General features: G+C 61.4%; 19 protein-coding genes, 1 tRNA gene and 1 pseudogene. 13 read left to right on the top strand and 8 right to left on the bottom strand.

Features of this window, described 5'->3' with window-relative positions; translation table 11 throughout:
- The first annotated feature begins 127 nt into the window (after positions 1–127).
- From ACRQ5Q_RS38445 to ACRQ5Q_RS38395, 11 genes are all read left to right on the top strand, one after another.
- A complete protein-coding gene (locus ACRQ5Q_RS38445; protein ID WP_035706504.1) occupies positions 128–436 on the top strand; it encodes an EthD family reductase in 309 nt (102 codons plus the stop codon).
- Between the two features lie 185 nt (positions 437–621).
- Positions 622–1,131 (top strand): hypothetical protein, encoded by a 510-nt coding sequence (locus ACRQ5Q_RS38440; RefSeq protein WP_439371463.1) that lies wholly within the window; start codon positions 622–624, stop codon positions 1,129–1,131.
- Positions 1,132–1,245: 114 nt separating this feature from the next.
- The gene (locus tag ACRQ5Q_RS38435) at positions 1,246–2,070 is read left to right on the top strand and encodes an alpha/beta fold hydrolase (protein ID WP_439371462.1); all 825 of its coding nucleotides are present in this window, start codon (positions 1,246–1,248) and stop codon (positions 2,068–2,070) included.
- Between the two features lie 344 nt (positions 2,071–2,414).
- Positions 2,415–2,864 (top strand): DUF2948 family protein, encoded by a 450-nt coding sequence (locus ACRQ5Q_RS38430; RefSeq protein ID WP_439375734.1) that lies wholly within the window; start codon positions 2,415–2,417, stop codon positions 2,862–2,864.
- Between the two features lie 161 nt (positions 2,865–3,025).
- Entirely contained in the window at positions 3,026–4,321 is a 1,296-nt protein-coding gene (hisD, locus tag ACRQ5Q_RS38425) for a histidinol dehydrogenase (RefSeq protein ID WP_439371461.1), read from the top strand.
- Positions 4,318–4,815 (top strand): UPF0262 family protein, encoded by a 498-nt coding sequence (locus ACRQ5Q_RS38420; protein WP_439371460.1) that lies wholly within the window; start codon positions 4,318–4,320, stop codon positions 4,813–4,815. Before hisD ends, ACRQ5Q_RS38420 begins: the two co-directional genes overlap by 4 nt.
- A 72-nt stretch (positions 4,816–4,887) precedes the next feature.
- Positions 4,888–5,355 (top strand): arsenate-mycothiol transferase ArsC, encoded by a 468-nt coding sequence (locus tag ACRQ5Q_RS38415; RefSeq protein ID WP_018646417.1) that lies wholly within the window; start codon positions 4,888–4,890, stop codon positions 5,353–5,355.
- A 158-nt stretch (positions 5,356–5,513) separates the two neighbouring features.
- A complete protein-coding gene (locus ACRQ5Q_RS38410; RefSeq protein ID WP_128919266.1) occupies positions 5,514–6,143 on the top strand; it encodes a Maf-like protein in 630 nt (209 codons plus the stop codon).
- Positions 6,144–6,297: 154 nt separating this feature from the next.
- Positions 6,298–6,480, top strand: a complete 183-nt coding sequence (gene yacG, locus ACRQ5Q_RS38405; RefSeq protein WP_080135149.1) for a DNA gyrase inhibitor YacG — start codon at positions 6,298–6,300, stop codon at positions 6,478–6,480.
- Positions 6,481–6,666: 186 nt separating this feature from the next.
- Positions 6,667–6,742 (top strand) — tRNA-Phe (locus ACRQ5Q_RS38400).
- Between the two features lie 181 nt (positions 6,743–6,923).
- The gene (locus ACRQ5Q_RS38395) at positions 6,924–8,153 is read left to right on the top strand and encodes a tyrosine-type recombinase/integrase (protein WP_439394987.1); all 1,230 of its coding nucleotides are present in this window, start codon (positions 6,924–6,926) and stop codon (positions 8,151–8,153) included.
- Between the two features lie 268 nt (positions 8,154–8,421).
- Here ACRQ5Q_RS38395 and ACRQ5Q_RS38390 read toward each other — a convergent pair whose 3' ends face one another.
- From ACRQ5Q_RS38390 to ACRQ5Q_RS38360, 7 genes and pseudogenes are all read right to left on the bottom strand, one after another.
- Entirely contained in the window at positions 8,422–9,756 is a 1,335-nt protein-coding gene (locus ACRQ5Q_RS38390) for a hypothetical protein (protein WP_439394985.1), read from the bottom strand.
- A 20-nt stretch (positions 9,757–9,776) separates the two neighbouring features.
- On the bottom strand, positions 9,777–12,890 hold the full coding sequence (locus ACRQ5Q_RS38385) for an ATP-binding protein (RefSeq protein ID WP_439394983.1): 3,114 nt from the start codon (positions 12,888–12,890) through the stop codon (positions 9,777–9,779).
- A 759-nt stretch (positions 12,891–13,649) separates the two neighbouring features.
- A complete protein-coding gene (locus tag ACRQ5Q_RS38380; protein ID WP_439394981.1) occupies positions 13,650–16,064 on the bottom strand; it encodes a tetratricopeptide repeat protein in 2,415 nt (804 codons plus the stop codon).
- 286 nt (positions 16,065–16,350) lie between these two features.
- Positions 16,351–16,665, bottom strand: coding sequence for a hypothetical protein (locus ACRQ5Q_RS38375; RefSeq protein ID WP_439394980.1), 315 nt, complete (start codon positions 16,663–16,665; stop codon positions 16,351–16,353).
- Position 16,666: 1 nt separating this feature from the next.
- Positions 16,667–16,798: a hypothetical protein gene (locus tag ACRQ5Q_RS38370; RefSeq protein ID WP_439394978.1), complete on the bottom strand. Its 132-nt coding sequence runs from the start codon at positions 16,796–16,798 to the stop codon at positions 16,667–16,669.
- 335 nt (positions 16,799–17,133) lie between these two features.
- A pseudogene (istA, locus tag ACRQ5Q_RS38365) lies at positions 17,134–18,270 on the bottom strand (IS21 family transposase); the annotation flags it as partial.
- A gap of 227 nt (positions 18,271–18,497) precedes the next feature.
- Complete coding sequence (locus ACRQ5Q_RS38360; protein ID WP_439394976.1) at positions 18,498–19,772, bottom strand: serine hydrolase domain-containing protein; 1,275 nt, start codon at positions 19,770–19,772, stop codon at positions 18,498–18,500.
- 456 nt (positions 19,773–20,228) lie between these two features.
- Between ACRQ5Q_RS38360 and ACRQ5Q_RS38355 the strand changes: the two genes are divergently transcribed.
- Positions 20,229–20,324, top strand: a complete 96-nt coding sequence (locus ACRQ5Q_RS38355; RefSeq protein ID WP_439399942.1) for a recombinase family protein — start codon at positions 20,229–20,231, stop codon at positions 20,322–20,324.
- On the top strand, positions 20,293–20,463 hold the full coding sequence (locus tag ACRQ5Q_RS38350; RefSeq protein WP_439394974.1) for a helix-turn-helix domain-containing protein: 171 nt from the start codon (positions 20,293–20,295) through the stop codon (positions 20,461–20,463). Before ACRQ5Q_RS38355 ends, ACRQ5Q_RS38350 begins: the two co-directional genes overlap by 32 nt.
- Before the next feature lie 349 nt (positions 20,464–20,812).
- On the opposite strand, the gene ACRQ5Q_RS38345 is transcribed toward ACRQ5Q_RS38350, so the two are convergent.
- A complete protein-coding gene (locus ACRQ5Q_RS38345; RefSeq protein WP_439394972.1) occupies positions 20,813–21,283 on the bottom strand; it encodes a hypothetical protein in 471 nt (156 codons plus the stop codon).
- Positions 21,284–21,288: the final 5 nt, after the last annotated feature.

Here is a 21,288-nt window from a genome sequence, read left to right as displayed (position 1 = left end):
GTCTCGAAGGATGAAGGCCCGGAACCATGAGACGGGCCTTCCATGGTTCGAGACGGCGCTAACGCGCCTCCTCACCATGAGGACCGAAAGCTGAACGAGCGAACAAAAAATTCAACGGGAGGACTCAATGGCTGAAATCGTCGTGCTCTACAAAACACCCAAGGATGCTGCCGCCTTCGACAAGTACTATGCCGAGACCCACATTCCGCTCGCGAAAAAACTTCCCGGACTGAAGAAATACGCCGTCAGCAAGGGACCGGTCGCATCTCCCGCAGGTCCTTCCGGAATCCATCTCGTCGCCATTCTCACCTTCGACAGTGTGGCTGACATTCAGGCCGCATTCGCCAGTCCGGAAGGCAAGGCGACCGGCGCCGACGTGCCGAAATTCGCCAGCGGTGGCGCCGATTTGCTGATCTTCGACACCAAGGACGTCTGAGGGATCGGTTCAACTCTCGTCGAAAGCCTGCCGTCGTTTGCGACAAAAAAATTCAGCCATGCGTTTGTCGATTCGCACGATGACGCATGGCTTTGCACAAGCGTGTGGCGTCAACGCAGGTGGCAATCTCATGAGGAGCGTAATACCATTCTCCCGAACTCAATGCAGAGCGTAGGAGAGATGTCATGGTCCTTGGGTTGAGCCTGCCCGCCTTCACGTTAGTCCATGTCATCATCAGCCTGATCGGCATTGTCGCGGGCCTTGTTGTGATGTTCGGCCTGCTCGGCTCGAAGCCGATGCCAGGCCTCACCGCGATCTTCCTGCTGTTCACGATTCTCACCAGCGCGACCGGCTTCCTGTTTCCGTTCAAAGAGCTGCTGCCCTCGCACATCATCGGCATCATCTCGCTGGTGCTGCTTGCGATCGCCTGCGTCGCGCTCTACGGCATGAAGCTCAAAGGCGTCTGGCGTCCGGTCTACATCGTGACCGCGATGATCTCGCTCTATTTCAACGTCTTCGTGCTGGTGATCCAGTCGTTCCTGAAGGTGCCGGCGCTCGCGGCGCTCGCGCCCGCCGTGCCGCCGGCGCCGCCCTCCGGCCCCGTGTTCGCCGTGGTGCAGGGCATCGTGCTGGTGTTTTTCGTCGTGCTCACGATCGGCGCCTGGCGCCGCTACAGGCCGATGACGTTTGCTTGAACGCACGTTTCAGGTCGGTGCGCGGCATCGACCTCGTGATATCGCACACCCATCTCCGCTTCGCCGGCTCGCAATTTTCGAGCCCCGGATTGATTCTCACGGAAGGAGCCATTCATGCCCACCATCACCACCAAGGACGGCGTCGAGATCTTCTACAAGGACTGGGGCTCGGGCCAGCCGATCGTGTTCAGCCATGGCTGGCCGCTGTCGTCGGACGACTGGGACGCGCAGATGATGTACTTCGTCACGCGCGGTTATCGCGTCATCGCCCATGACCGCCGCGGTCACGGCCGCTCGGCGCAGGTCGCCGACGGTCACGACATGGACCATTATGCCGACGATCTCGCCGCGCTCACCTCGCATCTCGACCTCAAGAGCGCCATCCATGTCGGCCATTCCACCGGGGGCGGCGAGGTCGTGCACTACATCGCGCGCCACGGCGAGAGCCGCGTCGCGAAGGCGGCGATCCTGTCGGCGGTGCCGCCGCTGATGGTGCAGACCGCGGCCAATCCCGGTGGCCTGCCTAAGAGCGTGTTCGACGATTTCCAGACCCAGCTCGCCGCCGGACGCTCGGCATTTTATCGCGACATCGCGGCGGGCCCGTTCTACGGCTACAACCGCCCCGGCGCAAAACCACTGGAAGCGGTGATCGAGAACTGGTGGCGCCAGGGCATGATGGGCGGCGCGAAAGCGCATTACGACGGCATCGTCGCGTTCTCGCAGACCGACTTCACCGAGGACCTGAAGAAGATCAACGTCCCCGTGCTGGTGATGCATGGCGACGACGACCAGATCGTCCCTTACGCCGATTCGGCGCCGCTCTCGGCCAAGCTGCTCAAGAAAGGCATCCTGAAAACCTACAAAGGATTCCCCCACGGCATGCCGACCACGCACGCCGAAACCATCAACGCCGACCTCCTGGCGTTCTTCAGGGAGTGAGCTGATCTTACCCTCTCCCCTTGTGGGCCCTTGTGAGAGGGTGGCTCGCCGCGGAGCGGCGAGACGGGTGAGTGGTCTGTCTCCGCGAGCGACGATCCACATCTGTTTTCGTGGCTAGAACCGCTCACCCGGCGCTTCGGGCCACCTTCTCCTATAAGCAGCCCGTCACCTCGACCGAGCAGATGGGCCGCGCCATGATCCATGTTGCCCGGGAAGGGGATCCCCGGAAGGTGCTGGAAATGGAGGATATCAATAGCATCTCGCCGGCCGGCCCGTTAGTTGTGAGGAAATTTCGGCGCCTGCGCGCGTTGAGCCCCGTCCGCCCCGAAGGAGAAGCGCCGGCGATGTCTCCCCAGCTCAAAATGATCGCGCTCGATGCCGACGATCTCGCCGTGATCTCGGCCCATGTCCAGGATGCCCGCGTGCAGGCCTCTGACATCATCTGGCGGCAGGGCGAGAAGCGACTGGTGGTCGGCATGAGCCGGCTGGACTGGGAGCAAACGCTGGACGGCGCGACCGAGCCGCGCCGGCTGGTCGCCGCGCTCCGCTTCGACCGCGTGCTCGCCTGCAAAGCGCGCAACATCGACATGGGCGCGCTGGACAAGGTCCTGGATCTCGTCGGTATCGAGTTTCACCCCCAGGACGGCCGCGCCGAGGAGCCCGGCGGCAGCGCCCTCCTGCTGTTCGCCCAGGGCGGCGCCATCCGCCTCGACGTCGAATGCCTGGAATGCGAGCTGACGGATCTGGGGGCGGACGATCTGGGAACGGGCGTGGAGGTCGAAGGGGAGGGGTGAGGTGGCGCTTTGCGGTATACCAGCCAAACCTGCTCAGGTGTCGTCTGGGCCGCCGCCGAGACGACACCTCTCAAGGGTTGACGGCCGGGAGCCGCCGCGCCATTGAGCAGGGGCCCGGGTGAGCCAATCCGCCCAAAGACCAGCCGGAAGCCAAGCCGCACATGCCCGTCCGTCTCGACCGCAGCAGCGCCGATTTCGACCAGCGATTCGCGGCCTTCCTCGCCGCCAAGCGCGAGGTTTCGGCCGACGTGGAGGCTGCCGCGCGCGCCATCGTCGACGATGTGGCGAGCCGTGGCGATGCGGCCCTGCTCGAGGCCACCGCAAAATTCGACCGGCTGAAGCTGGATGTATCCGGCCTGCGTGTCACGGCCGCCGAGATCGATGCTGCGGTGAAGGCTTGCGATGCCGCGACGCTCGATGCGCTCAGGCTCGCGCGCGACCGCATCGAGACCTACCACAGCCGCCAGCTGCCGAAGAACGAGCGCTTCACCGATCCGCTCGGCGTCGAGCTCGGCTGGCGCTACACCGCGATCGAATCCGCCGGCCTCTACGTGCCCGGCGGCACCGCGGCCTATCCGTCCTCGGTGCTGATGAACGCGGTGCCCGCCAAGGTCGCCGGCGTCTCGCGCCTCGTGATGGTGGTGCCCTCGCCCGACGGCAAGCTCAACCCGCTGGTGCTGGCCGCCGCGCATCTCGGCGGCGTCACCGAGATCTACCGCGTCGGCGGCGCGCAGGCTGTCGCCGCGCTCGCGCACGGCACCGCGACGATCGCGCCGGTCGCCAAGATCGTCGGCCCTGGTAATGCCTATGTCGCCGCCGCAAAGCGGCTGGTGTTCGGCAAGGTCGGCATCGACATGATCGCCGGTCCCTCCGAGGTGCTGGTGATTGCCGACGACACCGGCAATGCCGACTGGATCGCCGCCGATTTGCTGGCGCAGGCCGAGCACGATGCCAGCGCGCAATCGATCCTGATCACCGATTCTGCGCGGCTTGCCGCCGATGTCGAAAAGGCCGTCGAGGCGCAGCTGAAGACGCTGCCGCGCGCGCCGATCGCAGGCAGCTCGTGGGCCGATTTCGGCGCCATCATCATCGTGAAGAATCTGGCCGACTGCATTCCGCTCGCCGATGCGATCGCGGCCGAGCATCTCGAGATCATGACCGTCGATCCCGATGCGCTCGCCGCAAGGATCCGCAACGCCGGCGCGGTGTTCCTCGGGGCACATACGCCGGAGGCGATCGGCGACTATGTCGGCGGCTCCAACCACGTGCTGCCGACGGCGCGCTCGGCGCGATTCTCCTCGGGCCTGTCGGTGCACGACTTCATGAAGCGCACCTCGATCCTGAAATGCGGGCCGGATCAGCTCCGCGCGCTGGGACCCGCCGCGATGACGCTCGGCAAGGCGGAGGGGCTGGATGCCCACTCGCGCTCGATTGGATTGCGCCTCAATCTGCCATGACAAAGCCGCCCGAACAGGACGAGTCCAGCAATCGCATCGTCGCGGTCACCCTCGACGAGGACTCGATCGGCCGCTCCGGGCCGGACATCGAGCACGAGCGCGCGATCGCGATCTACGACCTGATCGAGCAGAACCTGTTCGCGCCCGATGGCGCCGACGGGAAGGGGCCGTTCACGCTGCATATCGGCATCACCGGCAACCGCTTGATGTTCGACATCCGCAGCGAGGACGGCACGCCAGTGGTCGCGCATCTGCTCTCGCTGACGCCGTTCCGGCGGATCGTGAAGGACTATTTCATGATCTGCGACAGCTACTACCAGGCGATCCGCACCGCGACCCCGGACAAGATCGAGGCCATCGACATGGGCCGCCGCGGCATCCATGACGAGGGATCGCGCACGCTGCAGGAGCGGCTGAAGGGCAAGGTGCGGGTCGACTTCGAGACCTCGCGCCGGCTGTTCACGCTCATTACTGTCCTTCATTGGAAAGGATAAGCGCGCATGATCCCGGAAAGTGGGAACCGGTTTTCGGATCGGATCATGCGCAAAAACAAAAGAGCGTAAGCGATGGCTGCGCCCCCACGCGCACGCGATCCGCAATCGGTGCTGTTCGCCTGCGCGATGAACAGCGTGCGCTCGCCGATGGCCGAGAGCCTTCTGCAGCACATGTTTCCGCAGGGCCTCTACGTGAAGTCCGCCGGCGCCAGGAAGGGCGAGCTCGATCCGTTCGCGGTCGCCGTGATGGGCGAGCTCGGTCAGGACATCTCTGGCCACAAGCCCCAGACCTTCGAGGAGCTGGAGGATTGGGAGGGCCTGAATTTCGACCTCATTATCACGCTCTCGCCGGAAGCGCACCACAAGGCGCTGGAGCTGACCCGCACGCTCGCCGCCGACGTCGAATACTGGCCGACGCAGGATCCCACCACCATCGAGGGCAGCCGCGACCAGAAGCTCGCCGCCTACCGCGAGGTCTGCGACCAGCTCCTGCTGCGCATTCGCCGGCGGTTCGCCAAGGTCGGCGCGGCGAGCGGGTAGCGCACGGCGGGCGTAACACCCGCGTCACAGACTGAGGGCACACGCATGTCGGACACACCTCGAATCAGCAAAGTCCGGGTTCCCGGGTTGTGAAATCAGCCCCCTTCCGATAGGTTCCGCGCGCAATTCATCCCCTGCCTCATCCCCCAAATCACCTGATGCTCGGCCGCCCCAAATTCGTACTTGCCTCCGGTTCGCCGCGACGCCTGTCGCTGCTCAACCAGGCCGGCATCGAGCCGGACGCGCTCCGGCCGGCCGACGTCGACGAGACGCCGAGGCGGGGCGAGCTGCCGCGCGCCTGCGCCAATCGCCTCGCGCGGGCCAAGGCCGATGCGGCGCTCAAATCGGTGCAGCTCGATGACGAGCTGCGCGGCGCCTTCATCCTCTCCGCCGACACGGTGGTGGCAGTCGGCCGCCGCATCCTGCCCAAGGCCAATCTCGTCGACGAGGCCGCGCAGTGCCTGCGGCTACTGTCGGGCCGCAACCACCGCGTCTACACCGCGATCTGCCTCGTCACGCCGCGCGAGGCCTTCCGCCAGCGCCTGGTCGAGACCCGCGTCCGCTTCAAGCGGCTGTCGGAGGACGACATCCAAGCCTATATCGGCTCCGGCGAATGGCGCGGCAAAGCCGGCGGCTACGCCGTGCAGGGCATCGCCGGCTCCTTCGTGGTGAAGATGGTGGGCTCCTACACCAACGTGGTCGGCCTGCCGCTCTACGAGACCACGACGCTGCTCGGCGGCGAGGGCTTTCCGATCCGCTTCGGCTGGCTCAACTCCACTGCGGTTTGACCGCCGGGTCGCGCCGACAAAAACCTCGAAAACAACCCCATGCACAGTAGAATGGCCCGGCCGGATCCGGGCGGTGGCGCATGTGCCGCTGCGCCAGGAACCCGCTCGCCGACAGGCGCTTGAACTCCCTCACCCCGTGCAAGCTGCGCATCTCATGGACGACCAGGTCAAAAAGCCCGCCGGGCCGCTCAAAACCTGCCCGATCTGCGGCAAGCCGCAGGCGCAGGCCACCCGCCCGTTCTGCTCCTCGCGCTGCCGCGACGTCGATCTGAACCGCTGGCTAAAAGGCTCCTACGTCATTCCCGGCCGCGACGACGAAGTGGATGATGTTGAATAGTCATATGATTTCAATCATTTAGGCGAATGGCCAAGGCGCCGCGCGCCAGCCGCGGCGAGGCTCTCCCACCTTGTGCACAGCCGGGCCATGCCCCGCGAAGCCAAAGGCGAAGCGTGGGTGGACAGGCAGCTCCCGGCCCACTATAAACCGCCCGCTCGATGGGCTTTGGCCCCTCTCTTGGAGCACGCCCAGGTAGCTCAGTTGGTAGAGCATGCGACTGAAAATCGCAGTGTCGGTGGTTCGATTCCGCCCCTGGGCACCATACCGGTGTTCACCTCTGTTCGCAGGCGTCCGCTGACGTCTTTTCCCGAAACGATTTCAGAGACTTACATCCACAGGCGCGCGTGCGGGTCCGGTTCCGTTCGTTGGCAACCGCTGGCACGGCTGGTAGTTTTGCTGGCACCGAATCCGCTTTTGTTCGGCCATGCCAGCACGAGGACGCCATGCTGAACGACACCAAGGTCCGTAGCGCCAAGCCGGGTGAGCGCGATTACAAGCTCACCGATTTCGACGGTCTGTATCTGCTAGTCTGCAAGAACGGCAGCCGGCTGTGGCGCTTTGCCTACCGGCTCAACGGCAAGCAGAAGCAGATCGCGCTCGGCGCCTATCCGCACGTGACCCTGGCCGAGGCCCGCGAGCGGCGCGAGGCGTCCCGCAAGCTGCTCGCCACCGGCAAGGATCCCAGCCTCGAGCGCCGGCTCGAGAAGATCGCCAAGGCCGCCGGCGGCAACTCGTTTCGCGAGGTCGCGGAAGAGTTTTTGGAGAAGCAGCGACGGGAGGAGCGCTCGGAAGCGACGCTGAAGAAAAACCGATGGCTCCTGGAGCCGGCCTATGCCGCCTTCGGCGATCGTCCAGTCGGCGAGGTCACTGCGCCGGAGCTGCTCCATGCCTTGCGGAAATTCGAACAGCGCGGGCGTTACGAAAGCGCCCGCCGGCTGCGGGCGGTCGCCGGCATGGTTTTCCGCTATGCGATCGCGACCGGCCGCGCGACTCGCGACATTTCAGTCGATCTGCGCGGGGCGCTGACGACCCCGAAGGTCAACCACCGCGCCGCCATCACCGAGCCGAAAGAACTCGGCGCGCTGCTGCGGGCCATCGAAGGCTATAGCGGGCAGCCGACCACGCGCCTCGCGCTGCAGCTTTCGGCGCTGCTGTTCGCCCGGCCCGGCGAATTGCGGCTGGCGCGCTGGAAGGAGGTCGACTTCGACAAGGCGGTTTGGGTCGTGCCGGCCGCGACCATGAAGATGAAGCGGCCGCACCGCGTGCCGCTGGCGCGCCAGGCGATCGTGATCCTGCGCGAACTGCAGGGCCTGACGGGGAAGGGGGAGTTCGTGTTCCCGGCGGTCGATTCGGTCCGCCGCCCGATGAGCAACAACACGCTCAATGCCGCGCTGCGCCGGCTCGGCTACTCCAAGGAAGAGGTCAGCGTGTCGGGTTTCCGGGCGACGGCCTCGACCCTGCTGAATGAGATGGGGCGCTGGAATCCCGATGCCATTGAGCGGCAACTGGCGCACATGGAAGAGAATGATGTCCGCCGCGCCTATATGCACGCGGCGGAGTTCTGGAATGAGCGGGTTGAGATGATGCAGGTGTGGGCGGACTATCTCGATCAGCTTCAGCGCGGTTCGCTGGTCGAGGGGCGCATCAAGCCATTCTTGGTCTCTCAATTCTAGCCTTTGCTCGCCTCGAGGCTAGTGCTTCGCGCGCCGGGCCGGGTTTTGTTCTCTGCATAAGCATACATTTGCTGGGGTAACTGTCTTCGCGGCCCCAGACTCCTCGCCAGCCCTGCATAGGTCGGGTCCGCTACGTGGCGAACTCCGACAGGGATTTGGGTTTGTTGGCGAGAGTCCCTCTGGCCTCGACGTCAGGCAACATTTCGATCAGGAGTGGCAGCTTTGCTTTCGGGCAACAGCAATCGTCGGCCGCGCGTATCCATCGTCATCACGTTGGCTTAAAGTCAACGCGCTGTCCGTTGTTCATAGGTGCCGCCTCATAGTCTTTGCCCTGCTTTTTGTTCGGCGTCCACGCTATTGAAGGCAGTGATGAATTTTGAACCTGCAAATCGATGGAGGACATCGTTATCGGGTTCGGATAGCCTGGATAATCGCTCGTGGGGTTATTCACATCATAACTTTCGATCGCGCAGACTGCGTAAATCATCTCAGGCACATCGTCGATGCTTAGGTTGGCTTGTTGCCCGTTGCACACTATCGAGCACGAGTAACGGAATTTTCCGCTTCCGTCCTTGTTTCCGGTAATGGTGCCGGTCACGCTCGACCCGGGTTGAACGGAAATCGCGGTAGAATAACAACGACCGTCTGTCATGTGGGCTTGATCCACAGACTGGTTTGATGCTGGCAGTTGTGGGTGGAGAACAGGATCAAAGTCCGAAGTCACGTACCAGCTTCGGATGAACCATCCAGCATTGGTCCATTGGAGGACCGCCTGCAAAATTCCTCCTGCTAGGTTTGGCGCAGGTACACTCTCAAGGCCGTTAAAGAGAAATATGATCTGTTGCCCGTTGACGTTGGTTGGAGGTGATGGCACCTGCCAAGTAGAGACAAGCTTCGTTATTGGCATGCTGGTCGGGGTTGGATTGCGCCACAATGCGAAACCTTGCCAACCGCCATCCGGGCACTCGACCTGTATTGTAAACTTCTTTGGGGGCATGCCCGAATGCGGATCGGGATTCCATTTGGTGACCAGGCCGTGGTGGCGGCGCTTCGCCTTTTTCACATCGATGATGACTTGAATGTCACTCCGATCCCACAGAGCTATCCGGATGGCCTCGTCTAAATGATCGAGAAAGTTGAGCGCGGGCGGGGATGCGGGATGAAACGGGTCCATCACGTTTTCAGAATTCTTTAAAAAAGGACGTTGCTTTTCGAGGTCGTGCCGCATTTCGTCCCGGAAGATTGGCCAGCTATCAAAGTTGTACTGACCACCCCAATCGTTCGGATCTGGCGCCAGTTGCTGCTGATAAAAACCCCATTGCAAACCTGCCCTGTTGTTTGGAAAAAGGACGTCATGGATTTGCTGATGAACGGACTGGGGATTTTTGTATCTGTTGTTGTTGAAGGTGTTGAGAAATATTGGATTCTGATAGACCCCGGCATCAGTGTGCAATTCACCCCCTGTCAGTCGCTGGGCTAAAGCAACATGGGGCATGCTCCCCGTTAAAGCTGCAGCTGCAGCACCGCCCAACACAACGCGCCGGTCGACGGCCATATCAACAGACGCTGGCTTTGCGTTCGTCTCGTCTTGGTCCTTCGCCATTTTTCCTCCTCAGGGTCGCGTCATATATCGCCACGCATGCGCGAGGCATCGATAGTCGGCAGAATTGTTCGCGCTAGGACGTGCACAATCTCGCGCTGTAGCCCTTCTGCTCCGAGTTGGTTTGCTATGCGTTCGGCCGCCATCCGCGTGGGACGCCATCCTTCGTCATTCATAGCCTGCCTCAGTGCAGCCTCGATATGTAACGCCTCCAACCGTATGGGCTCATATCCCAACTGCTGTACCGTCTGCTCGCATCGACGCACTCTCTCCAGCGCAGCGGAGCGGCCGGCCAAGGATGTGGCGTCGCAGAGCGCCAATCCCATCTCCGCCCGCAGCTCCGCCGAGCGATGTCCAAGCTTTGCTGCCTCTTCTTTCGCAGTCTCGAAGGCGTGGCGAGCATCCTCCCTGCGTCCGATCCGCAAAAGTGCTAGCCCGTGCTGCCATCCCAAGACGGGTACGAAAAGGTTCACGTCGTGCTGATGCGCCAATTGTGACGCCCGCGCCAATGTGGTCTCAGCAGCCTCGAGCTCGCCATTGCATAGTAGAAGCACACCACGGCTGAAGCCCGCTGCAATTTCACTTAGAGTGCCGCCTACTTGCGCGGCAATGGACTCCACCCGGTCCTGCGCGGCGGCCGCGGCATTCAGATCACCCCGCGCAGCCTCAATGATGCACGTCATCATGCTGCTGAGCAGCGCAAGGTGACTGCTGCTTCCGCCCGGAGGCGCTGAGGCACCCCCAATCGTGAACCGCTCATAGGCTCTGGTCAGCGCCTCCACAGCTTTGCTGTACTGTCCAGCAACGTACCGCGCTTGCCCCAGTCCATATTCAGCATACCCCAGCCATCCCGCTTCGCCGCTCCGGGCTGCCTCCCTCACAGCAGTTTCACTCGTCTCCACCGCTTCAGTGGGTGGCCCGCAGAAATTCAAAGCTGCTGCTCGCACCGCAAGCGCGGAGACCTGCCGTGTCCTATCGCCTGCAGCTCCGGCGCGCGCCTCGGCCTCCTTTGCCAGCTCGAGCCATCGTGTGAGCTGACCGAGGTTTGCATAGGCAAGCCGCGACTCGATCCTGAGGTCGACCGCCCTTGCTTCGCGCTCGGGAGAGACCGGCAGATGATCAATTGCTTCAATCGCAATTGCGAAATATCGCGTCGCATCGGGCAGCGCCGATTGCGCCAAGCACTGCCTTGCGATGATCGCAGCATTATCTGCGGCCCGCGACCATTCGCGGGCTTGCAGCGCATGGTGCACGACGGCGGCCATCAGATCCGATCTGCCCTGCTCATGCCCCAGCTGGGTCTCCAGCTCCGCTAGGATCTGCCCATGCAGCGCCGTCTTGTCCGACCCAAGAACAGCATCGTAGGCAACCTGCCGCACACATTCGTGAGGGAAGACATTTGTGGCCGTCACCTCGGGCAGCGCAACGAGCATACCGGCTGCGACCAGCGCCGACAGCGCCTTGCCGAAAGCAGCCTGCTGCAGTGCCGAAACCGTTTGCAGCAGCCGGCTCGGCACCTCGGGCCCGATGGCGGCCGCGACTTGGAGGAGCCGCTTTTCGATCGGCGAGAGCCGGTCGATGCGGCTGGCAATCACGCCCTGGACAGTCAACGGAACGTCGAGCCCGGCGTCCACCGAGGCCGGCTCGAACGCACCCCAGCTGCCCGTCAACTTGTGAGTCTCGGCGAGGCCGCGACAGACTTCCTCGATGAAAAGGGGCATCGCTCCGGTATGGTTGAGGATGCGCGTCTTCAATCGATTTAGACGCGGGGACAAACCGAGGATCTGATCGAGCATCGCCATCCCAGCGGCATGATTAAGGGGCGCAAGCGGCAGCAGCACTGGCAGCCGCCCTTCGACCCAAGCTGGTACGCCCTCATTGCGTGCCGTTGTCAGAATCACCAGCGGTAGTCGCTCAGTCAGAGCCGTAATGGCCTCGATCGCGGGAGCGCTCGCCTCGTCCGCCCATTGCAGATCCTCAATCAGTAACAGAGTCGGTCGTTGGTCGACCTTTCGCAGCATTACCGCGCACGCCATTGCGACTATCGCCCGCCCCCGCGCCCGGGGCGTCAACCCGGCCCAAACTGAGTTGGATTTCTCAGGTGGCCCATGCAGCACCACCTCCAACCCGGCCATCTGGGCGGCCGAAAGCTCCGCTCGAAGAGCCGCCATGTCGGCCTCCTGCAATCCTGCCACCACATCGCCAAGGAGATTCTTCAGGAGCGAGTAAGGCGAGTGCCCTAGAATAGGGCTGCACTCCACATCGATCGACTGCCAACCGCGCCCACGTAGCGCGTCCATGGTCTCATGTGCGAGCCGCGACTTGCCAATTCCGGGCTCGCCGGTCACAACAACAAAGGTACCCGCCCTATTCGCTGCCGCGGCATCAGCGAGCGACAGGATGCGCGAGAATTCTACCGTCCGGCCAACGAAAGCCGTGCTTCCACGCGCCAAATGAACGCGCCATTTCGAGAGTTCACCAATAGCCTCGATAGGATGGACCGTCACGGGCTGCGGAAAGCCCTTCAGGACGTGTGTCTGGCCAATTCCGAACTGGACATAGCCTGCGGCCAACGTTCGGCAGATCTCTGAGGCAAGCGCTTGGTTCGGCGCAGCGGCCGCTTGCAGCCGCTCCGCCATGATGAGCGGCGGCCCATCGAAATCATAGCTTCGGGTGTAATCGAGTTGACGCGGCCCAGCGACGACCAAGCCGGAATGCACGCCAACCCGCACGCGGATTCCCGGATCGCCAAGCGCCTCTATGCGCGAAAGCAGGTCGAGCGCCGCCAAACACGCCATAACCGCGTGCAGGTCGTCGGCTATCGGCGCGCCAAACACTGCGAACAGCCCATCGCCCATTTCCCGGTGGATGATGCCATTCTGCTGATGCACGGCAGCTCGCATTTGCTCCAGCGCTGGTGCCAGCCGAGCAATTGATTCTTCGACCCCGAGTTCGGCCACCAAGTCGGACGAGCGGTGAAGATCGGCTCGAAGAATTGAGACGTATTTACGCTCAGTGATAAGGTTTCGCGCTGGCGTTTTGGCCGCGCGACCACGCTGCTTTACCCGGAGCGAAACGCCGCCAGTGTTAGCAGGCTGCGCGGTACTACTACATTTTGCGAGACCCCGACCGGACATAGGTGCCGTCCCGCCTACAGCAAAGCGCCTGCCACCATCATCCAGTCCACAGCCTTTCTCCAACTAAACTTCGACAAGGCTAAAAAATGGGAAAAGCCGCCATTACGGCTAGTGAAATACACGCAAAGCGAAAGACGATAGGGACGTTACACCTGTCGCTTAAGGAAGGCAACCAACGCAAGTATAGCATCCGAGGCTTTGGTGACAGGCGCTCGCACCGAAGATGCCGGCGAGGCGGGCGGCGAGTCAACATTGGGGAAGCTGCGGAGTCAGCTGACCTTCCGGGCCTCCGTGCCGACTGAGGCCGACCGGGCTGATGCGATCACGCGCCCGGCGCTCAGCTCTGGGCTTCTGTTCGTCCGTCCCGGCGAGCGGCGGCTTGCGAGCTGGAAAGGAGATCGATCTCGACAAGGCCATCTGGGTCGTGTTGGCCACCACCATGAAGATGAAGCGGCCGGACCGAGTGCCAGTGTCGCATGGCGATCGTGATCCTCCGCGAGCTGCGCGACATGACTGGGCAGGGCGAGGGTCCGCGCAGATGTAGGCCCAGGCCCGACATGAGAGTAAAGCGCTCCGGCCATTCAATGATGTCGTCAGGCCAGCTTGGGTATCGATCGGGTCATACAATTTGCTCCTTGATGTATGCGTGTCTATGTAACGGCAGGGGTAGGGCCGACTAGAGGAGGTCGATCTATTACGGCGCCCGACCAGCACTGACACGACAGGCGCATTCCAAAGCAGCTATCGCGCCAACTGACTTCACTTCACCGTAATCTCAAGTGTGGTCTTTATCGAGCTTCCGCTGGTGAAAAAGGCTTCCAATTGAGCCTGATCACGCCCTTTGAAATCGGCGTTTGATTTATACCATACTCGTGTGAGCTCAACTTCCTGCGTGTTGCATTTGGCCCGGATATTGTCCGCAGGGTAGCTTGTAAAACCACGATCACGTGCAATTTCCAGCGTTCCTTGCGAGGGTTGTTTCAGAACTCGCACGGTAATAGCGCCACTCTGATTACAATCTGGCGTAAGGCTATAGTAGGTAAAGACGGACGTTCTCACATCGCTCAGTGCGGTACGCTCGACAACTCTCGTCTGAGCGTCGGTTGCCACGAAATAAAAGTCCTGCCTTCCGGAGATCGAGCCGTAGCTGAAGGGCTTTTGCTTGCGACCGGTCGCCTCCATGACATCGTCGCGAACAAAATCGAATAGCCTGCGGACTTCGAGGCCGGGCGTTGGAAGATTTTTGACGAACGCGGTCGCGAACGGGCTGTTAATTCCATCACCGTCAAGCGCAGTCTCGCCATCCTTGGCGGCATAAACCACTAATGTTCCCGGCTCCGGCTCAACAGCGGCGAGACCTTGCGATACCGAACGCGACGCAACAGTTAGCGTTCGCTTCATTTGGCTGGCGAATGGGTTGTCGCGGCAGGCATCTAGAACTACGAGGCGCAGTTTTTTGGCGCGTTCCGCTGCATTCAAAACTTGTTCAAGCGGTACGGCTTCAAATCCAACATCGCGATCCGCGGCAATTTTGGCGTCGGTCGGAATAAGATAGTTGACGCCGCCAACTTCCATGCCATGTCCGGCATAATACACGACCGCCCAATCCGCTGTTTCTGCAAGGGCCGCAAAAGCGCGCAAGGCACTAACCAAGGCGTCTTTTCGAAGATTGGTCAACAAAGTTACCGTTTGAAAGCCGGTGCGTTTCAAAGCGTCGGCGACTAAGTTTGCGTCGCGCGCTGGGTTGGGTAGTGCGGCCACGTTTTCGTAGATTGAGTTCCCTATAACAAGTGCGACACGGTGGTCATTATTCACGGCGGTGGAAGAAATGATTGCTGTAGCAAGGTTGGATGCCGTTGCGGCCGAAGGCAATGCGGCAAGGCGTTCCCGCGCCTGGTTCAGCACCCTTTCAGTGGCATTTTGTGACAATCCAAGCGCAGTGCTGAAGTCAGCCCGCGCTCTAGCGAAATCTGCAAGTTTCTCGTAAGCCAGCCCACGATTGACGTAGGCAACCGCGTACTTGGGATCTAGCCGTAGCGCCTCGTTGTACTCGGCGATCGCACGGTCACTGTCGCCTTTTTCGCTGTAGGCTAAGCCTCGGTTGAAGTACGCAACCGCACGCTTGGGATCTAGCCGTAGCGCCTCCGTGTAGTCGGCGATCGCAAGGTCGTTTTCGCCTTTTTTGCTGTAGGCTAAGCCTCGGTTGTTGTACGCAGACGCAAGCTTCGGATCGAGCCGTAACGCCTCAGTCTCGTCGGCAATTGCACGGTCATTCTCGCCTTTTCTCCAATAGGCTAAGCCTCGGTTGTTGTACGCCACCGTAAGCTTCGGATCGAGCCGTAACGCCTCAGTCTCGTCGGCAATCGCACGGTCATTCTCACCTTTTTCGCTGTAGGCTAAGCCTCGGCTGGAGTACGCAACCGCATACTTGGGATTTAGCCGTAGCGCCTCGTTGTAGTCGGCAATGGCCCGATCATTCTCGCCTTTTCTCCAATAGGCTAAACCTCGGTTGTTGTACGCAATCGCATATTTGGGATCTAGCCGTAGCGCCTCGTTGTAGTCGGCAATGGCCCGATCATTCTCGCCTTTTTCGCTGAACGCTAAACCCCGGTTGTTGTACGCAATCGCATATTTGGGATTTAGCCTTAGCGCCTCGGTGTAGTCAGCAATCGCACGATCATTCTCGCCTTTTCTCCGATAGGCTAAGCCTCGGTTGTTGTAATTTATTGAAGGTTGTCCCGCGCCCGAGTTGATTGCACGCGTGCAGGCAGCGATGGCGACGTCGCCAGCCTCGCGGGAGCAACGCGTCGCGTCGTCATCGGCGGCAGCGGGACCAGCCACGACAAGGATTGCAAAAACAAAGCGTAGTGGGCGAAACCGAACGAAAGTCCTCATTAGTGAATCTCGTGATGCGATGTTGATCCCCGGCATGGCCGCCGTCGCCGCGCGCCCACCGTAGCGCCAGGAATGGAAGAGATCATCGATGTACATCTCCCGCAGCTCATCGCGCGGGGGGCGACCAGGGCTCACACCGACATGGCCGTGCAAGAAACGACCACGCGCATCACGCTCGGATGACGGCGATGTTGGCGTCGACGCATAAGTCCCCGGCGGCAAAGCATATCGCCTGACGCGGGCCCGACTTGCGATCTGCAACGCTGGATCAATTCTCACGGTGGCCTCCACCGCAACTGTAATGCGTTAACATGGAAACGGGAGCAAATCGCCCCGCTCTCAGCTCGATAGTTTAGCATTTCCAGAGCGTTAGGACCAATCGGGATCCAATTGGTCGTTGAAGGGAGCTAAGAGCAGACGGGGAATGGTGCGGGGAATGGTGGTGGTAAAGGTGGTGCACCCCGTTCCAAAGACGGCGGGGGTACTTTAGGGGAGGTATGGCCCTTATCGCGGCGACGTGACCGAGATAGATGCAGACCAATCCCGTAAGGAAGCTTGGGAGCGCCTAGCAGGAGGCGACAGCATTGCCCGATCGATTGTCATCTCGATTCGTCTCTCGTTCGGCTTTGATGGCGCGATATCCCCGCCGGCATAAAGCCGCGATGGCAGCCTCTATCGCCTTATCGTCGTTGCGCTGCTCAGCCGCGAGCACGCCGATCCGGACGAACGCGTCGAGCGTCTCGGCCCAATCCGTGACCTCGATGCGCACACAGTGGGTGCCAGCCTGCTTGCGCTTCCGACAACGCAGTACTCGCTGTACGTTCTGCCGCTTCCGTTTGGCGATGCGCGCGTCAAGCAGTTCGTTCGGTGGCGCGTCCATCTCAGTCGCTCGGCTTGGGCAGCTTGCCGACCACGTTGATCATGATGCGCAAATACGTGGCCGGGTGCTGCTTGATGAGTTGCCGGATCGCCGCGCGACCGCCGTAGCGCCAGGAATGGAAGAGATCGTCCATGTACATCTCTCGCAGCTCGTCGCGCCGGGGCCGACCAGGGCTCACACCGACATGGCCCTGCAAGAAACGACCACGCGCATCACGCTCGGATGACGGCGATGTCGGCGTCGTCGCGCCAGTCCCCGGCGGCAAAGCATATCGCCTGACGCGGGCCCGACTTGCGATTTGCAAGGCTCGATCAATTCTCACGGTGGCCTCCACCGCAACTGTAATGCGTTAACAGCAAACGGGAGCAAATCGCCCCGCTCTCAGCTCAATAGTTTAGCATTTCCAGAGCGTTAGGACCAATCGGGATCCAATTGGTCGTTGAAGGGAGCTAAGAGCATTCCTTTCCTTCATTGATAATAGGCGCCGCCACGGATGTTGGCGTGGGAGGGCGTGGCTTTGATGGGCTCGGCGGCAGGGCTCGCGCGGTCCAGCCCGGATTTGAGGATGGCGCTCACGGAGGAGTAATTGATCGCGTTGATGGCGAGCGCCCTCTCACAGGCCGCTTCCAGCCGGTTGCGCTCGTAGCGCCGCGCCAGGGCGATGATCCCCATGGCGGAGCGATAACCCTGCTCGGGATGCGGGCGCTCCATCATCCGCTCGACCAGGGTGGCGGCGTTGACGCCGACCCGCGCTGCCATCTTGATCAAACTCGCCGGTGTCATATTGGCGTAACGCTGATGGGCCTTGGGCATGTGCTCGTTCACGGTGACATGGCCGCTGCGCTGAGAGCGGCGCACATGGCTGGCGACACGCGTGTGATCCTGGAAGATCTCGACGGCTCGATACGTGAGCCGGACGTCCACCCGACGGCCGATCAGTCGGTGCGGCACCGAGTAAAAGGTCTTGTCGACTTCGACGTGATAATCGGGATGGACCTTCGCGGTTTTCCACTCGGCGTATTCGAATGGTTCGCTCGGCAGCGGCGCCAGCGCCTCGCGCTCGATCTCCTCGAACAGCTGCCGACGGGATTTGCCGATATGCCGCATCGGCCGATTGTTCAGCTCCTCCAGCAAACCGCCGATCGCGGCATTGAGATCGGTCAGGTTGAAGAACCGCCGATGGCGCAGCCGTGCCAGAATCCAGCGCTCAACAATTAGCACCGCGCCTTCAACCTTGCCCTTGTCGCGCGGCTTGCGGCTGCGGGTCGGCAAAATCGTCGTGTCGTAGTGCTCGGCCATGGCGGCAAAGGTTTGGTTGAGCGTCGGCTCGAACCATAACGCCTTGACGACCCCGGCCTTCAGATTGTCGCAGACGATCGCCTTGGGGACTCCGCCGAAGTACGACAGGGCCCGGGTCTGGCCTTCGATCCAATCTGGCAGTCGCTGACCGAAGCTCGCCATAGCGAAGGTCAGCGACGAGGCCCCGAGCACCGCGACAAATATCTGCGCCTGACGGATCTCGCCGGTTTGCGGATCGGTCACCTCCACCGGCGGGCCGGCATAGTCGGTCTGCATCACCGCACCCGCCGCGTGGCGGTGGCGGAAGGTTGGGTTCGCCCGCCGCGAGAACGCTAAGCGCGGCGGCCGCGGGTGCGTCTCGCCTGAGATAGCAGCTGCTGCCGCAGCATGGCTCCTTACAACGCTATTCAGTCAGCGCGTGGAATCCGTAGGTTTGCCAAAACAGGAACCGCCCCTTGTCAATGCCAACGTGGCAAGCCGGGCTCTTCTAAACAAAAGCGAACCGCCGCCTGTGCGGCGGTTCGACGCGAGGCTCACTTCTCAAACGCGCCATACACGAGATTTTTCAGCGCGTTCCGAATTCTCATGCGCTGGGACGGCGCCTGCGCCATGAACACAACGAACATGTTTTCCTTCGGATCAATCCAGAAGTAAGTGCCGCCAGCGCCTCCCCAGTTCATTTCGCCAACGGATCCTTCAACTGCGCTCGCGCCGGGTTCGGTCCGAACGGCGAACCCCAAGCCAAAGCCATAACCCGGACCCGGCAGGTAATAGGGACCGGGAGTAACACCAGTGCCCGGCCCGATATGGTTGGAGGCCATGTAGGCGATCGTCCTCGGACTAAGATATCGCTTGCCATCCAGGTTGCCGCCGTTGAGCAGCATCTGGGTGAAACGGGCGTAGTCTCCGACGGTCGACAGCATTCCCTGCCCGCCGGGCTCCCACTTCATGGGGGTGCGCGGATCAAACATGTCGGAAGCGCCAATCTTCTTGTCGGTTGGAAGAGGTTCGGCGACCAGCGACTTCTTGGCCGGGTCTGTTACGTAAAAGCTCGTGTCTTTCATTCCCAATGGATCGAGCAGGCGCTCCTTTTCGAACTGATAGAGCGATTTGCCTGAGATCACTTCCACTACCCGGCCGAGGATGTCGGTGGAATGACTATAGTCCCATGTGGTTCCGGGCTGATAGGCGAGTGGTAGCTTCGCGATCCGCTCTGCAAACTCTGCGTTGTCGAAGTCGCCTTCGAACAGCTTGGCTTCCACATAGGTCTTCTTGACCATGCCTTCACCAAAGAAGCCGTAGGTCAGGCCGGAGGTGTGGCGCATCAGGTCCTGAATGGTGATCTGCTTCTTGGCGGGGACCAACTCGAGGGTCGTGCCAGCCTCGCTCTTTGTCTCCACGCCGACCTTCAGATTGGCAAAGGAGGGAATATACTTCGATACCGGTTCGTCGAGCTGCAGCTTGCCCTCCTCGACGAGCATCATAGCTGCCACGGTTGTAATGGGTTTCGACATCGAATAGATGCGGAAAATCGTGTTGGGCGTCATCGGCTCCTTCGTAGCGGGATCACGAACGCCAAAACTGTTAAAGTAAGCAGTCTCTCCCTTGCGCTGGATCATCAGGATCGCGCCAGCAATTTTGCTAGTCTCGACTTCGTTCTTTAGGTAGGCGTCGATGCGCGCTACGCCTTCGATTGCAAAGCCCGCTTCCTTGGGATTCGCCGCCGGAGTTTGCGCAAGCGCTACGGAAAGAGGAAATAGCAGCACAATGAATGTGGGAATGTATCTCAATCGCGCAAAGGATCTCATTCAAACCTCCTGAGAAATGCAAACGCAATGCCGCGTGCGATACGCGAGCTATCCTTGTACATTACAGCCGCGGGCAAGAGGAGACGGTCCGGCTCAGAACGAGAATGACAGAACGCCTGACCTATAGGGCGAACAACTACCGATGGAAGGGTGGAGAGGCGGATCGAAGCTCGGGCGAGACATGTGGCGGCACACCTCGCCCCTTCGGTCGTAGTAACAGCAATAAAGCGTTCGATACTCAGCCGTTGCCTCACAGCTTCCGAAGCCGCCCTAGCAGCCTGGTCTCGCGGACCTGTGGTTCATGCGCTGCTGAGAAGGCAACCGGATGGGACAGAACGGCCAAGATCTCGGCTTTATGCCGCCGCAGGTGGGACCGGGACCGGCTCGTCGAAATTCCTCGCAAATTTCTCGATTGACCACGTCGCCATCGAAACCGCCACGCCGCACGGCAAGTTGATGCTGACTGTTTTGGGCGGACTGGCTGAGTTCGAGCGCAGCTTGATCAAGGCGCGCACCGACGTTGGCATACGGCGCGCGAGAAGCGGGCGTTAAGTTCGGTCGACCGTCGAAGCTGACCAAGCATCAACAGCGGCAGGCGATCAAGCTGATCGATGCCGGTGAGGCGCAGAGCGCCGTGGCGCGCCTGCTCAACGTTGCTCCCAGCAGGTTGGCGGCACGCTCGGCGGCATGATACTTTTAAGGCTGGCGGCGAGCCACTGCGGTGAAGGGGTCGAAAACGGGACAGGCGAGGGCGTTTGCTGAGTGGAGTGGCAATCGATCGTTACTATCAGGCTGACACTGTCAGCGCGCTCAATCCGGAACGGCTATTCGCCCTCTCCGGATTACCCTAATCGCGCCTCTGGCTCGCGACGAGGCTAGCGACGAGCCGCAGATAGGCTGCCGGGTGCTCTTCGCAAAGTTGGCGCAGCGCCTGCTCGCCATGCCGTCTCCAGTCGGCAAGGAAGCCGGTAGTGAAGGAGTGGCTCGTGGGACTCGCCGGGGTGGGAAGCATGGAGCCTGCGCGTCGCTGGTGCTCGGCTTCACCGGCGCCGTCGCGGCGCTGTTGGCCCGGGGGCGATTCCGATGATCCGCGCGCCGGCGCCGGACACTGTCCACTCCAGATAGCAGCCCGCAGTGGCGGCCTCGACAAACACGTCTTCCGCCCACCGCAGCAGTTCGCCAGTGGCACAGTCGCGGATGTGATCGAGATCGATGGCGCCAAGCTCGCTGTCCTTCAGCATGAAGCCGATGCCATCACACTGCCCATGGGCAAAGGCTAGCGTCGCATCTTCGTAGCTGCCCCAGGTGCTGGGATCGTTGGATTTGGCTTTGCTATTTGGATGACGCGCCTGGAATGGCGGCTTGGTCCATTTAACCTTGCCGGTTTGATCCTGTCGCTCTTGCCATTTCCATACCACCCAGCGCTTCAACTTGGTGAGTGGCAGCAAGGCCGCTGGCAGATTCGCAAGATCGGAATGAAAGGTCCGTGGCTTTGAAACTGTTGCCATCATTATTG

This window comes from Bradyrhizobium sp. PMVTL-01 (assembly GCF_051861855.1).
Lineage (GTDB): Bacteria > Pseudomonadota > Alphaproteobacteria > Rhizobiales > Xanthobacteraceae > Bradyrhizobium.
This window is presented reverse-complemented; position numbering and strand designations above follow the sequence as displayed.